Annotated in this window: 12 protein-coding genes; 5 read left to right on the plus strand and 7 right to left on the minus strand. The window is 72.1% G+C overall.

Annotated elements, in window-relative coordinates; translation table 11 throughout:
- Window positions 1-4 precede the first annotated feature (4 nt).
- Window positions 5-1,156 carry an ABC transporter substrate-binding protein gene (locus tag HHX30_RS34475; RefSeq protein WP_169987546.1) on the minus strand — a complete coding sequence of 384 codons (1,152 nt, stop codon included), beginning with the start codon at window positions 1,154-1,156 and terminating at the stop codon, window positions 5-7.
- A gap of 112 nt (window positions 1,157-1,268) precedes the next feature.
- On the opposite strand from HHX30_RS34475, the gene HHX30_RS34480 reads away from it, so the two are divergent.
- Entirely contained in the window at window positions 1,269-2,006 is a 738-nt protein-coding gene (locus HHX30_RS34480) for a GntR family transcriptional regulator (protein WP_169987547.1), read from the plus strand.
- Window positions 2,007-2,014: 8 nt separating this feature from the next.
- Here the strand turns inward: HHX30_RS34480 and HHX30_RS43540 are convergent, their stop codons facing one another.
- From HHX30_RS43540 to HHX30_RS34510, 6 genes are all read right to left on the minus strand, one after another.
- Window positions 2,015-2,716 carry a DUF6193 family natural product biosynthesis protein gene (locus tag HHX30_RS43540; protein ID WP_169987549.1) on the minus strand — a complete coding sequence of 234 codons (702 nt, stop codon included), beginning with the start codon at window positions 2,714-2,716 and terminating at the stop codon, window positions 2,015-2,017.
- 82 nt (window positions 2,717-2,798) lie between these two features.
- Window positions 2,799-3,164, minus strand: coding sequence for a hypothetical protein (locus tag HHX30_RS34490; protein ID WP_169987551.1), 366 nt, complete (start codon window positions 3,162-3,164; stop codon window positions 2,799-2,801).
- A 97-nt stretch (window positions 3,165-3,261) separates the two neighbouring features.
- Window positions 3,262-4,047 (minus strand): putative hydro-lyase, encoded by a 786-nt coding sequence (locus tag HHX30_RS34495; RefSeq protein WP_211593081.1) that lies wholly within the window; start codon window positions 4,045-4,047, stop codon window positions 3,262-3,264.
- The gene (locus HHX30_RS34500) at window positions 4,047-4,991 is read right to left on the minus strand and encodes a biotin-dependent carboxyltransferase family protein (RefSeq protein WP_169987553.1); all 945 of its coding nucleotides are present in this window, start codon (window positions 4,989-4,991) and stop codon (window positions 4,047-4,049) included. Before HHX30_RS34500 ends, HHX30_RS34495 begins: the two co-directional genes overlap by 1 nt.
- 13 nt (window positions 4,992-5,004) lie before the next feature.
- Window positions 5,005-5,619 carry an allophanate hydrolase subunit 1 gene (locus HHX30_RS34505; RefSeq protein ID WP_169987555.1) on the minus strand — a complete coding sequence of 205 codons (615 nt, stop codon included), beginning with the start codon at window positions 5,617-5,619 and terminating at the stop codon, window positions 5,005-5,007.
- Complete coding sequence (locus tag HHX30_RS34510) at window positions 5,616-6,383, minus strand: LamB/YcsF family protein (protein ID WP_169987702.1); 768 nt, start codon at window positions 6,381-6,383, stop codon at window positions 5,616-5,618. Before HHX30_RS34510 ends, HHX30_RS34505 begins: the two co-directional genes overlap by 4 nt.
- Before the next feature lie 188 nt (window positions 6,384-6,571).
- Here HHX30_RS34510 and HHX30_RS34515 point away from each other — a divergent pair, with 188 nt between their 5' ends.
- The 4 genes from HHX30_RS34515 to HHX30_RS34530 all read left to right on the plus strand — a co-directional run bounded on the left by HHX30_RS34515 (window position 6,572) and on the right by HHX30_RS34530 (window position 14,950).
- A complete protein-coding gene (locus tag HHX30_RS34515) occupies window positions 6,572-7,810 on the plus strand; it encodes a hypothetical protein (RefSeq protein ID WP_169987557.1) in 1,239 nt (412 codons plus the stop codon).
- Between the two features lie 158 nt (window positions 7,811-7,968).
- The gene (locus HHX30_RS34520; RefSeq protein ID WP_030509646.1) at window positions 7,969-8,235 is read left to right on the plus strand and encodes a DUF6504 family protein; all 267 of its coding nucleotides are present in this window, start codon (window positions 7,969-7,971) and stop codon (window positions 8,233-8,235) included.
- A 79-nt stretch (window positions 8,236-8,314) separates the two neighbouring features.
- Entirely contained in the window at window positions 8,315-11,890 is a 3,576-nt protein-coding gene (locus HHX30_RS34525; RefSeq protein WP_169987559.1) for a DNA polymerase III subunit alpha, read from the plus strand.
- 1,539 nt (window positions 11,891-13,429) lie between these two features.
- Entirely contained in the window at window positions 13,430-14,950 is a 1,521-nt protein-coding gene (locus HHX30_RS34530; RefSeq protein WP_169987561.1) for an extracellular solute-binding protein, read from the plus strand.
- Window positions 14,951-14,974 lie beyond the last annotated feature (24 nt).

Below are 14,974 nucleotides of genomic sequence, written 5' to 3' on the forward strand. Positions count from 1 at the left end.
GGTCTCAGCCCGAGACCGCCGCGCCCCACCCGCTCGCCAGGGCCTCCTTGGCCTTGTTGACCTGGTCCGGGGTGGGGAAGGAGGGGGTGCCCTCGACCTTGGGGAGCTGGTCGACCATGGCGGCGTCCGCGCTGCCGTCCTCCTGCATGGACGGCAGCAGCACCGGGCGGGCGTAGCCCTTCAGCCACAGGTTCTGGCCCTCGGCGCTGTAGAGGAACTCCTGCCACAGGCGGGCGGCGGCGGGGTGCGGCGCCCACTTGTTGATCGCCTGGGCGTAGAAGTTGGCGTACTCGCCGTCCGAGGGAATCGCGATCTTCCAGTCCACGCCCTTGGACGCGAACTCCTTGGCGTAGCTCGCCTGCAGGTAGTCCCAGTCGAGGGTGATCGGGGTCTCGCCCTTCTCGACCGTGGCGGGGGTGGCCTCCACGGGGTTGAAGTTGCCGTTCTCCTTGAGCTTCTTGAAGAAGTCGATGCCGGGCTGGATGTCGTCGAACGAGCCCTGGTTGGCGAGCGAGGCGGCGTACACGCCGGCGAAGGCGGCGCCCGCCTTGGTCGGGTCGCCGTTCAGCGCGACCATGCCCTTGTACTCGGGCTTGAGCAGGTCGGCGAACGTCTGCGGGCAGGTCTTGACCCGCTTGGCGTCGCAGCCGATGGAGATGTAGCCGCCGTAGTCGTAGTACCAGGCGCCGCTCGCGTCCTTCTGCCCGTCGGGGATCTTGTCCCAGCTCTGCACCTTGTACGGCGCGAACAGGCCCTCCTGGGCGCCGCTGAGCGCGAAGGCGCTGCCGAGGTCGAGCACGTCGGGGGCGCGGCCCTGCCCCTTGAGGGTCTTGACCGCGTTGATCTCGTCCTGGCTGGAGCCGTCGGGGTTGTCATTGGTGATCTTGATGCCGTACTTGGCCTCGAACGCCTTGATGACCTCGCCGTAGTTGGCCCAGTCCGGCGGGAGCGCGATGGTGTTGAGCTGCCCTTCCTTCTTGGCGGCCTCCACCAGCTTGTCCAGGCCGCCGAAGTCCTGGGCGGAGGTCGCGGAGGCGGCCTTGGAGTCGCCCGATCCCGAGCCGCCGCCGGCGGTCGTCGGGGCGGCGCCGCACGCCGCGATCACTGAGGTGGTTATCGTGAGCGCGGCCACGAGGCCGGCGGTACGTGTGGACAAGGGTCCCTCCCACTATGGTGCGTGGATCGAACTTAGGCGAACTTGTACAAACAAGCCAGAGCAAGTAAGTCGCATATCGATGTCGGTCGCGTGAACGGAAGGGCTCAGCACGATGGCGCGCTACGAACAGATCGCGAGTGACCTGCGGGACGCCATCGTCAGGGGGGACTATCCGATAGGCGCTCAGCTCCCCTCCGAGGCTGAGCTGGCCTTACGGTACGCCGCCGCGCGCGGGACGGTCCGTCAGGCCGTCGCCCTGCTCGCCGCCGAGGGGCTGGTCGGGTCCCGGCAGGGCGCCCGGCGCATCGTGCTCGGCAGCGAGCGCAGCCAGAGCTTCGCCGAGTTGCACAGCTTCGCGCAGTGGGCCCGCTCGATGGGCTACCGCGCCAGCGGGACCGTGCTGTCCTCCGGGCGCCGCCCGTGCTCGCCCTCCGAGGCCGTACGGCTGTCGCTCGAGCCGGGGGAGGACGTGCTCGCCGTGCTGCGGCTGCGGCGGCTCGACGGCGAGCCGGTGCTGGTCGAGCGCACCGTCTACGCCGGCTGGATCGCCCCCGCCGTCGAGCGGCTCGATCCCGACTGCGAGTCGGTGACCCAGGAGCTCTACGAGTCGGTCGGCCTGGTCTTCGCGTACGGCGAGCACCTGATCGACGCGGTGGCGGCCGGCAGCGAGGACGCCCGGCTGCTCGGCGTGCGGCGGGGCAGCCCCCTGCTGCGCCAGCGCCGCGTCACCACCACCCAGGAGGGCCGGCCCGTCGAGTCCTCCGACGACCGCTACCGCGCCGGCAGCGTGACCTTCAGCATCCGCAACTCCACCGCCGCCAACCCCCTCGTCCGCCGCGCCGGAGACTGACGGCCCGGTCAGGACAGGAAGGAGCGGGCGAGTCCAACGGCCTCCGGCAGCGTATCGGCTTCCCCCGTCGAGCCGTTCCAGGTGGCCTCGACCCGGAATCCTCCGCTGGGCAGCGGCACGAGCCGAAGCTCCCCCAGTGACGTGTCGCGAACATCCCGGTAGAGGCGCAGGGCGCCATGGCTCACGTAGGGAAACAGGGCGCCCAGCCGCTCGTCGGAATGGGCCGCGTGCAACAGCGGCCGGACGTGAACGAGTTCGGGATGTCCGAGGAGCTCGTCCCATCGGGCGGGGATCGGGTCACCCCGTTCGAAGGCAAGAGCCAGCGCGTTCGTCCGCATGAAGGGGAAGCGGTGCACCAGCTCGTCCAGGGTCGCGCCCCTGCGCCAGGCGTTCGCGACCTCGGTGACCGCCGCCAGGTCGTCGGTGGCGCCGCTTGCCCACACATGCCCCAGGTGCGAGATCCTGATGGAGAAGAAGCGCTTTTCGGCGCCGAGGAGAATCGCTATCCTGCCCCGATCGGAACTCATTGTGGCGGTGACGAAACGCGCTGGGCCGGCGTCGGTCTCGATTCGGCCCAGATCCCAGCGCCCGCGGGACGCCAGGCGGCGCATCGCCGGCGCGAGGCCGCCGTCCCGCAGGAGATCCGGATAGAGGCTGCCGTCGACGACGCCGGCTATTCCGTCGTCCGGATCTTTTCTTTTCTCCGCCACCCGGCATCGTCCCTTCCACCGGCGCGTCATCGTATCGTAGGCGGCAGGCCCGGCCTCGACCCGTGACGGGAATTCAGCCGGCTCAGAAATAGAAATCAGGCAGTCTGCCGAAGGTCGACCAGTCGGGTTCGAGAATGTTCAGAATGTTCCCGTTCTCGTCGTAGAACCTGACGGAACTCCATTCCCTACGGCCGTTCGCGACCGCTCTCGCGATCCAGTACATCTCCTCCTCGGTCGCCCTGGCGCCGGTGCTCTTACCCCGCATGGCCATCTCTCGGAAGCCGGCGTTGAAGCCGGTCGTGTTCACGTGCAAGTCCACGCTGCCGTCACCGATCGCTCTTTGGACCGGCGCCCGCCACGCGTCCCCGGAGTAGCGCGGGTGCAGGAAGTGCCGCAGGCCTCTGCCCTCCGCGAACTGCCTGGTGGCGACCGACGCCGTGCCGTTCACGGCGACTTGCCCTACTTCTTCGTTCCCGCCAGGCTGGACCCCGATCGGTGGTGGAGTGGCTGAGCCGGGTCACCGCCGTGAAAGTTCGGATGCCGCCTCAGGGCACCAGGTAGTCGCTGTCGCGGGCGTCGGTGATCGCCATGTGGCCGGGCGCGTGGCCGATCGCGAACGGCGGACGCGACCGCATCACCGCGGCCTGCGGCGTCACCCCGCAGGCCCAGAAGACCGGCAGTTCGCCGGCGCGCACCTCGACCGGGTCGCCGAAGTCCGGCTCGCCGAGGTCGGCGATGCCCAGCGCGGCGGGGTCGCCGACGTGCACCGGTGCGCCGTGCACGGCCGGATAGCGCGAGGTGACCCGGACCGCGGCCGGCACCAGCTCGGCGGGGATCGGGCGCATCGACACCACGAGCGGCCCGGAAAGCTCGCCCGCCGGGACGCACGGCCGGTCGGTCAGGTACATCGGCACGTTCGTCCCCGCCTCGATGTGGCGGACCGGGACGCCGGCCTCCAGCAACGCGGCCTCGAACGTGAAACTGCAGCCGATCAGGAAACCCACCAGGTCGTCGCGCCAGTAGGACGTCACATCGGTGACCTCGGCGACCTGCTCGCCGTCCCGGTAGACGCGGTAGGCGGGCAGATCGGTGCGCAGGTCGCCGTCGAAGATCGACGCGAACGGCTCGCCCGGCTCGGTCACGGCGAGAACGGGGCAGGGGCGCGGATTGCGCTGCGCGAACAGCAGGAAGTCGTACGCCCTGTCCCTCGGTAGCGCGATCAGGTTGGCCTGCGTCCACCCCGCGGCCCAGCCGGAGGTGGGCGTGACCAGCCCTCCCCGGAACAGCTCCCGCGCCTCGCGGGGGGTCAGACGTGCGGGATCGAGTTCCATCACGGCCTCCCCGGGCCGGTGGGCGGTCCGGCGCCCGTCACCTGGAAACGGACGCGCTGCCCGGGGCGGGCCTGCGCCGCCCGGTCAACGTCGGCGTCGTGCAGCACCGCTATGACGGGATATCCGCCGGTGACGGGGTGATCGGCGAGGAAGAGTGTCGGCTGGCCGGACGGCGGCACCTGCAGTGCGCCGGGGACCATCCCCTCGCTCGGCAGCTCTCCTTCGCGCGTGCGTTCCAGGCGAGGCCCGCGCAGCCGCATGCCGACGCGGTCGCTGTGCGCGGTGACCTCGTACGGCTCGGCGCACAGGGCCGCCAGCGCCCCGGGCCTGAACCAGTCGTGGCGTGGCCCCGGCATCACGCCCAGCGTGAGCACGCCGGACCCGGGCCCGGGCACCGGCGCGAGATCGGCCACGGGGAACTCCGCCGGCGCGGGCCCGACCGGCAGCACCGATCCTGGGGCGGGACGTTCCGGGCCGAGCCCCGAGAGCAGGTCGGTGGCCCGCGACCCCAGCACCTCAGGGACGTCGACGCCGCCGCGGACCGCGAGATAGGTCCGCAGCCCGCGGGACGGCACGCCGAGACGGAGCGTGGCCCCGTCCGGGAGGCGCTCGACCGACGCGTGCCCGATGCCGCGGGTGCGCCCCTCGGCGTCGGTGACGGTGGCGGGGCAGGGCGCGCCGGTGAGCGCCACGAGCAGATCGCCGGTGGCGCGCACCTTCAGCCCGCCCAGCGTGACCTCCAGGCAGGCCGCGTCCTCGGGATTGGCCAGCAGGCGGTTGGCCAGCCGCAGCGCGCCGCGGTCGGCGGCGCCGGAACGCCCGACGCCGAGATGGCTGTGCCGGCGCCGCCCGAGGTCCTGCACGGTGGTGAGGGGACCGGGAGCCAGCACCACCAGCGCCCGCCGAGGTTCGCTCCCACCGGCGCTCACAGTCGCCTCACTCACAGGGCCTCCGTACTCACAGGGCCTCCGCGAACCGTACCCGGACCCCCGGGCGCAGCAGGGCGGGCGGGTCGGCCGCGATGTCCCACACCACGGTCTCGGTGCGCCCGATCAGCTGCCACCCGCCCGGCGACTCGCGCGGGTAGACCCCGCTGAACTCCCCGGCGAGCCCCACGGCTCCGGTGGGCACGCGCACACGCGCCTCCGGCCGCCGCGGCACGGAGAGCCGGGGGTCGCCGCCGATCAGGTATCCGAAGCCGGGGGCGAACCCGCAGAAGGCGACGGTCCAGGGTGTCCCGGTGTGCACCGCCACGACCTCGCGTTCGGTCAGCCCGGTCAGCGTGGCCACGTCGGCGAGGTCGTCGCCGTCGTACACCACCGGGATCACCACCTCCTCGGTCGTCGTACGGCGGCCTCCCGCGGGCCGTACGGCCAGGACGGCGGACTCCACCACGGCGTGGCGCGCCGGCGGCTCGAACCGGACGAGCACCGTCCGCGCCGCGGGGACGATGTCGACGACTCCCGGCGGGGAGTCGGCCACGAGGGCGTCGTAGAGCGCGACGACCTCCTCGAGACGGTCGAGCTCGACCAGGACCGCGTGCTCGCCGCAACGGTGCAGTCGTGCGTTCACAGGTCCTCCTCGACGAACGGCGCCAGGCCGATGCCGCTCGCCTTGAGCGCGTCACGGACCTCCAGGGCCATGGCGACGGCGCCGGGGCTGTCGCCGTGAACGCAGATCGAGTCGGCCGTGACGGTGAGCGGTGTCCCGTCGACGGCCTCGACCGGCTCGCCCATGGCCATGCGCACGCAGCGCTCGGCGACCAGGGCGGGGTCGTGCAGGACGGCGCCGGGCACGTCGCGCGGCACCAGCGCGCCCTCGGGGGTGTAGGCGCGGTCCGCGAAGCACTCGGAGACCGTGGTGAGCCCGGCCTGGCCGGCCTGCCGCAGCCACACCGAGCCGGGCAGGCCGAGCACGGGCAGGCCGGGATCATAGGCGCGCACGGCCGCGACCACCGCGGCGGCCTGCGCCTCGTGGTGCACGATCGCGTTGTAGAGCGCGCCGTGCGGCTTGACGTACCTGACCCTGGTGCCCGCCACCCGCGCGAAGGCGTCCAGCGCCCCGATCTGGTAGATGACGTCGTCGGCGAGTTCGGCGGGCGGCACGTCGACGAACCGCCGCCCGAAGCCCGCCAGGTCGCGGTAGCCGACCTGCGCGCCGATCACCACCCCGCGCGCGGCCGCGGTCTCGCAGGTGCGCCGCATGATCACCGGATCTCCCGCGTGGAATCCGCAGGCGACGTTGGCGCTCGTGACGATCGACAGCAGCGCCTCGTCGTCGCCGATCCTCCACTGGCCGAAGCCCTCACCGAGGTCGGAGTTGAGGTCGATACGCATGGTTCGGTAGGGCATGTCGGCTCCAGAGTGCGCTGATCCCGCTCAGGGAGTTCCGGCCGAGATAGATGGTAAGCGCCCGGATACGGGCCGCCGCCCGGCCGCCTACGCGGAACACGCCGGTTGAGCCCGCTGGGCCTGGGCCTGGAGTTCCGGCAGAACCGGATGACCGGCCGCCACGTCCTATGGATATGCGGACGCGGATTCTGCGGGTGACGGCGGCGCTGGCCGCGATGGTTCTGCCGGCGGCGTGCGCGTCGACCACGCCCCGCGATCTCGAGACCTGGAACGAGTCCGACGCCGTGAGCGCGCTCGCCGCGCCGGAGCGCCCGTCGCCCTCCTGCCTGACGGGGTCGCCGACGCCGGAGCCGGGCGGGGAAGGCGGGCGGAGCGGCGGGTGGCGGACCGCGTACTACGACTACCGCGACCGCCTCGGGGGCCTGGCCGTGACCCGCGAGGGGACCGTGTGGGCGGCCGGCACGCGGGTGTCCCACCCCTGCGGGTCCGAGACGAAGGCGCCGCTGCTGCTGCGCGGGGACGGCGGGCGGTGGCACGAGGTCGCGGCCCCGCCGACGGTGCCCGAGCCGAGAGCCGTGGTCGCGTACTCCGACCGCGACGTGTGGCTGTTCGGCGGGGAGAACGCCGCGCACTGGAACGGGCGGGAATGGACCGCGGCGCCCGGCCCGGGCGCTGACCTGAAGCGGGTGCACGCGGCGGCTCCCGGCGACGTCTGGGCGATCGTGAACGCGAACTTCCTGGACGGCGCCGGGGGAGCCGAGGGAGCCTGGGGCTCCCGGGCGGACCTGCGGCGCTGGGACGGCAGGGCCTGGCGCGAGGCGCGGCCGCCGCTGGTCGCCAAGGACGTGGACGGCCTGCCCGGCGGCGAGGTCTGGGCGGCCGGTTCCAGCCGCGGCCGGGCCGCCGTGGCCCGGTGGAACGGCTGGTCCTGGAGCACGGTCCCGCTTCCCGCGGTCCCCGCCCTGCACCGGAACCAGCTCTCCGAGCTCGTCGACCTCGCGATGGACGAGTCGGGCCGGGTGGCGGCCGTCGGCTGGGTCGCCTGGGTCTGCGGCACCGAGGAGGAGGACGTGACCTACTGCGGCAGCACGCTGTTGCTGCGGCGGGAGAACGGACGGTGGAGCTACAGCCTGCCGGGCGAGCCCGCGCTCGATCCTCACCTGCGGCTGGAGGCCGACGGCCGGGGCGGGTTCTGGCTGTTCTACGCGAAGAACGAGTGGAACACGACGGTCGGTCACCTGTCGGGCGGCCAGTGGACGCACGGGACGTTTCCCGTGGGCCCGCTCGGGCACACCCAGCTGACGGCCGTCGTCAGGGAGCCGGGGACGGCGCGCCTCTGGGCGACGGTGACGGACTCGACCGAACGAGAGGAACCGCCCTACCGAGGCGGTGGGATCTGGCTCGGCGAGTGATCCGCCGGACGCGCTTCCTGGGCTTTCGCTCCCGCGAACGGGTCGGGCCGACTTGCGTTCCCCCTCCTGGGAACGTATGTTCGAAGTAGCGGCGATTCCGTCCGAATCATCCGCCCGTCTTCCCCCGGGTGGCCAGAAAGCCACAGGGAGAAGGAGTCTTGAGCAGACTTTACGGCGATCCGATCGAGGTGTGGGTCCGGGACGGGCACCCTGCTCAGTTCGTCTGGCGTGACCGGCTCTACACCGTCCGCGAGATCCAGGACCACTGGGTGGTCGCCAGGGAGTGGTGGAAGACCTCGGACGCCGATCCCGGCGAGCGGCGCTTCTGGCGAGTGGGGGCCGCGGCCGGCAAGGAGGTCGGGACCTATGAACTGCGCTTCGACACCGCCAGCGGCGGATGGCTCCTGCTGAGGGCCTGGGACTGATGGGAACGCTCCAGCCACCCACGACGACCGGGGGACGGGCCGCTGGAGGACGGACCGGGGGACGGACGGGGGCGCGCCCGTGACGCAAGCCTTCGCCCACCTGCACGTGGCGTCCGCCTTCTCGATGCGGTACGGCACCGCGTTCCCCGCCGCCCTCGTCCGGCGGGCCGCCGAGCACGGCATGGACACGCTGGCGCTGACCGACCGCGACGGCCTCTACGGCGCGATCAAGCACGTCATCGCGTGCCACGAGCGGGGTGTCCGCCCGGTCGCCGGCGTCGACCTGGCCCTCGGCGAGAGCTCCGTGCCGGACGACCTGTTCGGCGGCGGCCTGCCGTCCGGCCACCGCACCGGACCCGGCCACCGCGCGGGACACGGCCACCGCGCGGGACACGGCCACCGCGCGGGACACGGCCGGGGGACGGCGGCCGAGCCGGCGCGGGTCGTCGTGCTCGCGCGCTCGCACGGCTGGGCCGCGCTGTGCCGCCTGGTCACCGCCGCCCACCACGCGGGGGAGCGCGGCGAGCCGCGCGTCACGCCGGGGATGGTGGCCGAGCACGCGACCGGCCCGGACGGGGAGCCGCGGCTGACCGTGCTGCTCGGACCCCGCTCCGGGGTCGGCCGCGCGGTGGCCGAGCGGCGCGACGACCAGGCCCGCGCCCTGCTGGCCGCCTGGCGCGCGGTGGTCCCCGACCTGGTCGTCGAGGTGTCCGACCTGTACGGCTACCGCGACGCGAACACCGCCGCCCGCATGATCGGGCTGGCCGACTCGATGGGCGTGCCGGTCGTGCTGACCAACGCGGTCCGCTACCTGGACGCCGCCGACCACCAGGTCGGCAACGTGCTCGACGCGGCGCGCAAGCTGGTGCCCCTCGACGGGCGGCATCTGGACGACCCCACGGCCCACGCGTACCTGAAGGACGGCGCCGAGATGGCGCGGGTGGCCGCGCGGATCTGCGGCGGCGATCCCGGCCGGGCCGGGCGGCTGCTGGCCGAGACGCGCCGCGTGGCCGACCGGTGCGTGCTCGACCCCGTCGAGATCGTGCCCCTGCTCGAACCCGAACGGCCCCGGCTGCACCTGCCGGAGGTCGGCGAGGACCCGGTCCCCCTGCTGCGCCGCCGGTGCGAGGAGGGGCTGGCCCGGCGGGGCCTGGACCGCTCGGCGGAGGCCCGCGACCGCCTGGCGGCCGAGCTCGGGATCATCGAGCGGAAGCGGCTGTCGGGATACTTCACCGCGGTCGTCGGCATCACCGACATGATCCGGGCGATGGGCGTGCGGTGCGCGATCCGCGGCTCGGGGGCGGGCAGCCTGGTCAACTACCTGATCGGCATCGGCGAGGTGAACCCGCTCGAACACGGCCTGCTGATGGAGCGCTTCCTGTCGGAGGGCCGCAAGGGCCTGCCCGACATCGACATCGACGTGGAGTCGGCCCGCCGCCTCGACTGCTACCGCGCCATCCTCGACCGGTACGGCGAGGACCGGGTGGCCTGCGTGTCGATGATGGAGACCTACCGCGCCCGCAGCGCGATCAGGGACGTCGGCGCCGCCATGGGCCTGCCGCCGCACGAGATCGACGTCATCGCCAAGGCGTTCCCGCAGGTGCGGGCCAGGCAGATCAGGGCCGCGCTGTCCGACCTGCCGGAGCTGCGCGACAGCGGGCTGAACGACCGGTCGCTGGAGACCGTGTTCCGCCTGGCCGAGCGGCTCGACGGGCTGCCCCGGCACATCGCGCTGCACCCCTGCGGCGTGCTGATCGGCAACTCCACGCTGCGCGACCGCACGCCGGTCGAGCGCAGCCTGCTGGAGTTCCCGATGTCGCAGTTCGACAAGGACGACGTCGAGGAGGCGGGGCTGCTCAAGCTCGACGTGCTCGGGGTGCGCATGCAGTCGGCGCTCGCCTACGCCATCCAGGAGGTCGAACGGGTCGAAAACCGGAAGATCGACCTGGACGCCGTGCCACGCGACGACACCGACACCTACGACATGATCCGGCTCAGCCGCACGATCGGCTGCTTCCAGATCGAGTCGCCGGGACAGCGCGAGCTGGTCGCCAAGCTGGAGCCGCGCACGATGCACGACCTGATCGTGGACATCTCGCTGTTCCGCCCGGGACCGGTCAACTCCGACATGGTCACGCCCTACCTGGAGACCAGGCACGGCTTCCGCGAGCCGCGCTACCCGCACGAGTCGCTGCGCGAGGCGCTCACGGAGACCAACGGGGTGGTCGTCTTCCACGAGCAGGTCATGAAGGTCATCGACGTCATGACCGGGTCGGGACTGTCGGAGGCCGACCGGGCCCGCCGCGCACTCGGGACGCCGGAGGGCCGTGCCGCCGTACGCGCCTGGTTCGTGCCGCTCGCCAGGGAGAACGGTTACGCGCCTGACGTCGTGGACCAGGCGTGGAAGGTGCTCGACGCGTTCGGCGGGTTCGGGTTCTGCAAGGCCCACGCGGCGGCGTTCGCGCTGCCCACCTACCAGTCGGCCTGGCTGAAGCGGCACCACACCGCCGCGTTCCTCGCGGGCGTGCTCACCCACGATCCCGGCATGTACCCGAGCCGGGTCATCCTCGACGAGGCCCGCCGGTGCGGGGTGGACGTCCTGCCCCTCGACGTCAACCGCTCGGGGAAGACCTGGCTGGTGGAGCGTACGGAACCGGCGGAGGAGAACCCCGGCGGGTACGGCCGCGGGTACGGCCTGCGGGTGCCGTTCTCGGCCGTCCGGGGGGTGAGCGAGGCCGAGGTGGACCGCATGGTCGCCGGCCGGCCGTACACCTCGCTGGCCGACTTCTGGGGGCGGGCCAGGCCCTCGCGCCCGGTCGCCGAGCGGATCGTGGAGGTCGGCGGGTTCGACGCGCTGCACGGCCTGCGGCCGGGGGAGCCGCGCTGGCGGCCCGGACGGCTGACCAGGCGTGACCTGATCGCCCAGGTCGGCGCGCTCGACCGCGGCTCTCCGGCGGGTGCGGAGGGACAGCTCCCGATGGGGTTCACCGAACATGTCGCGCCCGGAGAACTGCCGGAGATGACCGAGGCCGAGGCCGTCGAGGCCGAGCTGGAGATCCTCGGCATGGACGTGAGCCGCCACGTCATGGACTTCTACCGCGACCTGCTCGACGCGCTCGGCGTGACGCGGGCCAGGGATCTGCTCCGGCAGCGCAACGGCGCGGAGATCCTGGTCGCGGGGGTCAAGGTCGCCACCCAGACGCCCGCCGTGCGGTCGGGACAACGGGTGATCTTCACCACCGTCGACGACTCCACCGGCCCGATCGACCTGACGTTCTTCGAGTCGGTGCAGGCGCACACGGCCGCGACCGTGTTCGGGTCGTGGCTGCTGGCCGCCAGGGGGGTGGTGCGGCGCACCGGGGGCCGGGCGGTCTCGCTGCGCGCCGTGCACTGCTGGAACCTCGCCGACCTCGACCGTGTGTGGCGCACCGAGGGGCTCGACGCCGTACGCGCCGTGATCAGCGAGGTGCCCGCACCCGGCGCCGGGGTGGGCGGACGGCCCATCGAGTACGGCAACGGCTTCCGGGTGTCGCCCTACTCCGACAACGGCGCTCCGCCGGCCGCGCGGGAGGGGCGGTTCCTCGGCCACCCGGGGGAGCCCCAGCGGCGGCTCTGGCACGCCAGCTCCGGCAGCTCGGGGCCGTCGCCCGGCTGATGATCCTCCCCACCGTCCGTGCGTCCCGCGTGTGCCGCACGGACGGCCGGTGCCGCGGCGACGGGCCTGCCGGACGGCCGTTCGGCAGGGTCATGGGCAGGGTTGAGGACAGGGTTATGGGCAGGGTTATGGGCAGAGTTGAGGCGGACCTGCGGTCGGGTCGCGGGCCGCGCCGCGCGACCGTGCCCCGCACCCGTGTGCCGGGCGGTGACCTCGCGGACGGCCGAGGCGCATAGGAGCGCCGCGACGGCGACCGCGGCGGCCTGCGGCGTGCCGAGGCCGGTCAGTCCCTCCCGCGCCGGGCCGGCGAACACCAGGCCGAGCGCGGCCAGCCAGCTCACCCACCAGCAGGCGAGGACGACCAGCCATCGGGTGCGCTCCGCGGGCCCGCCGGTGCCTCCGCCGAGGCCACTCCCGGTCCGGGCGCCACCCGTTGTCCCGGTGCCATCCGTGGTCCGGGTGCCGCCCGTGCTTCCGGAGCCGTCCGCCTGCCGCGCACGATCCGCCGGGCGGCCGTGCCGTGGCGCGGGGGCCTCACGCCAGGCGAGGTCCGTCAGGAACAGCGGGACCACCAGGTTCACCCCGGGCACGAGGTACGCCGCCGCGAGCGCGACGGGCGGCGTAGCCGGGCGCACCTGCCGAAGCCAGGACAGGTAGGCGAGCGCGGCGGTCACGGTGGCGGTGAGGAGGGCGAGGAGCAGCACGGCGAACGTCGTCGCCGCGCCGCTGACGGCCCGCGCGGCCGGAGAGGCGGGATCCCCGCCGAAGGCCGCGATCTGCGAGGCCAGCCGGCTGCCCCGGGACTCTTCGAACACGGCCAGCGCGGCCACCGAGACGACCTGGGCGGCGAGGGCCGCGTACACGCCGGCCGCCGCCCGGCTCACCGCTGACGACGTGGACCGCATCTGTTCTCCCCCCGGCACCGGTGGCGTGACCTGCCTCACTCTTATCCCGCCCGCGCCGTCGCTAATCCGCCTCCGGAGCAGCTGTCAGGGAAGGGGGATTTAGGGCTTTTGGGGCCTTTTCTCGCTTTGATGCTGATATGGGGTTCTCGGGAGGGATTTGCGGCGGAGTCCATGCTTGGCGCCCCGGGGTATACGGCTGCGGGCTCGGACCACCAGGTCCTCGTACATGGCGGCGTATCTGTCGCCGAACCCGCGAATCTCGCGCTCGCGCCGGATGTGCGACTCAAGCGCGTCCCACGCTTCGCTCGCATGCCGCCATTCCGCCAACCGGAATTCCTGAAATCGGGCCGGGTGTGAACTCGCCGAGCGCCGGCCCGGCTCGTGGGGCGTGATGCGCGTATGCATCCGGCTGAAAGTCGAGTTCCTCCATCTCCCAAATGCGTCCGTTATCGCGCGAAGTGTGGCCTGAGTGCCCCAGATGTATCATTACTCGAAATAACAAATCATCGTGATCAAGAAGCGCGGTCTGTGAGACTGGTCTGCCCTGTTTAGGTAGAACGGCAGCCGGGGGCCGCCACCGCCGGTATCCCGGCGGTGCGGCAGCACGGAACGGCCACCGGAGAAGGAGACGGTGTTGAACGACCGGAACACCCCGCTGAAATTGCCCTATCGCATCCTGCTGGTCGCGGCCGCGGTCGTTCCGGTTGTCCTCTCCACGGCGGTCGGATCCGGGCTGGTGAACGCGACACAGGGTCTTCCCGACGATGCCTGGGGATGGGGGAGACTGTGCCTCGGGGCGGCCCTGCTCGTGTTCGCGGCCTTCGCTCTGAACATCCTCGGGTGGATGATCAGGGTGCTGCTGAGGCGGCCAGAGAACGAGGACGAGCTCCGCTTTCTCGAATCGCTGAACCGGCTGGGAAGGACCCTCGGGAGGCCGAGCAGGGTGATCGCCACCCTGGCCGCGCTCGCGCTCATCGCTCCGATCGCGTGGCTGCTCCCGAACAACGGGCTGGAGCCGGGCACGCTGTACATCATGAGCGCCAAGGACGAAAGCGGGCCGGCCAACGCCCGGCGGATCCTCGTGCAGCAGTGGAACCAGGCCCACCCGGGCAACCCGGTGGAGTTCGTCGGCGGCCCGGACACGGAGCCCGACAAGCAGCACGCGCGCATGGTTCAGGACGCGAGAAAAGCCCATCAGGCGGACGTGTACGTCCTCGACGTCGTCTATATGCCGGAGTTCATCAGCAACGGCTACCTTCGGCCGATCGACGAGTCCGGGCGGTCCCAGGAGGGAGCGGGTGACGACTTCCTCGACAACGTCCTGAACACGTGCAGGGACATGAGCGGGACCCACGAGGGATTATGGGCCCTCCCCTGGAACACCGACGTGGGACTGCTCTACCGGCATTCGGGCGCACGTGGTCCGGCGAGCTGGGCCGACTATTTTCCCGGCTCCGCCAACGCCGCCCATCTGGTCGGCTCGGAGAACCTGACGGTCACCGCGCTGGAGGCGATCTGGGCCCACGAGGGCGACGTGGTGAACCAGGACGGACGGCTCGTGCTGACGCCCGACAACAGCGCCGTCGACTTCGACGAGAATGTCCGCGACGCGTTGAAGGACCTGGCGGACGTCTACCGAGGGAAGGATCCGGAGGATTCGGTCGACGCCGAGGCGGCCGCCCTCCGGGAGTTCGCGAACGGCAAAACCGGCGTCATGCGCAACTGGCCGGTGGCGTACGACAAACTGGCCAAGCCCCCTACTGGCCTCAACTCGCTCGAGGTCACGCGGCTTCCGCACGCGAGTGTGCTCGGCGGGCAGAATCTGGCGATGTCGAAGTGGACCGACAAGCCGAGGGCGGCCCAGGCGCTGATCGAGTTTCTCACGAGCCCGTCCAGCGAACTGATCCTGTTCGAGGTCGGGGGATTCGCCCCGACCCGCGACTACGCGTACAGGTACGCCACACGTCCATTCCGTACGGAACTCGAGAACGCCGTGATGGAAGCGCGTCCCCGCCCGATCACACCGCACTACACCAAATTCAGCGAGGCGTTCCGCGAGGGCATCTTGTACGCCATCCGCAACAAAGGCCGTTATCCGGCCGATTTCCCGCAGAAGTTGGCGACTATCGCCGCGGGCGGCTCGCACGGCGATTGACCGCCCGTCCTGTCGGTCGGCGGC

Source organism: Microbispora sp. H10836, assembly GCF_012999525.1.
GTDB lineage: Bacteria > Actinomycetota > Actinomycetes > Streptosporangiales > Streptosporangiaceae > Microbispora.

Bases quoted from the DNA above. Each gene is read 5' to 3' on its own strand.
- HHX30_RS34480 (WP_169987547.1), top strand. From the start codon at position 1,269: ATGGCGCGCTACGAACAGATCGCGAGTGACCTGCGGGACGCCATCGTC.
- HHX30_RS34495 (WP_211593081.1), bottom strand. From the start codon at position 4,047: ATGGAACTCGATCCCGCACGTCTGACCCCCCGCGAGGCGCGGGAGCTG.
- HHX30_RS34510 (WP_169987702.1), bottom strand. From the start codon at position 6,383: ATGCGTATCGACCTCAACTCCGACCTCGGTGAGGGCTTCGGCCAGTGG.
- HHX30_RS34515 (WP_169987557.1), top strand. From the start codon at position 6,572: ATGCGGACGCGGATTCTGCGGGTGACGGCGGCGCTGGCCGCGATGGTT.